1 protein-coding gene is annotated in these 625 nt (G+C 70.7%); it reads right to left on the bottom strand.

Going from position 1 to position 625, the window contains the following annotated elements; all coding sequences use genetic code 11:
• Window positions 1–410 (bottom strand): glycosyltransferase family 9 protein (locus tag AC1U89_RS24550; RefSeq protein WP_479902220.1); only part of this gene is annotated, 410 nt, incomplete at its 3' end.
• Window positions 411–625: the final 215 nt, after the last annotated feature.

Genomic DNA, 625 nt, shown 5'->3' with positions numbered 1-625 from the left:
ACCCGGTGCTGACTGCGGCCCAGCGGGCCCGCGTTGATGACGTTCCCGGCCCAGTACAAGCCTACTGTCGGGGTACCCAGCGCCTGTGCCAGGTGTCGCGGACCGCTGTCGTTGCCCACCAGGACCGTTGCCGCGGCCAGTAGCGACGCCAGAGCCCCTAGTGCGAGTTCACCGGCCAGCGAAGTGACCTGCGCCGAGGCGGACRCCGCCACTACCGCTGCGGCCAGGTCTTCCTCGTCCCGGGTGCCCACTACGAGCACCCGGGCACCGTCCGCCGCGCAGGCCGCCGCTACCTCGCCGAAGCTTCGCGCCGGCCAGCGTCGACGCGGGTCCGTCGCGCCCGGGTGGATAACCACGACGGCGGACTCGCCTCCCAGGAAAGGTTGCAGCCCTGCCGCGTAGCGGTCCAAGGGCCGTAGCCGAGCCTCCAAGCCGGCCGGGGGAGCGCCGGCAAGTCCGGCAACTTCCAGGGCTCGGAGCGGTTCGTGCTGATAGTAGGCATAGGGAAGGTTGCGCTCCAGCCGGGCGGCATCAGGGGTCCGGGCGCCTACCGTATGCCTAGCGCCCAGGCGCAGCAGAAACGGATTAGAGAAGCGCCCTCCGCCATGCAGCTGTACGGCGAGGT

The sequence above is a fragment of the Caulobacter sp. 05T431 genome (assembly GCF_056665975.1).
The sequence above is the reverse complement of the archived record's forward strand: the minus strand, read 5'-3'. Positions and strand labels throughout refer to the sequence as shown.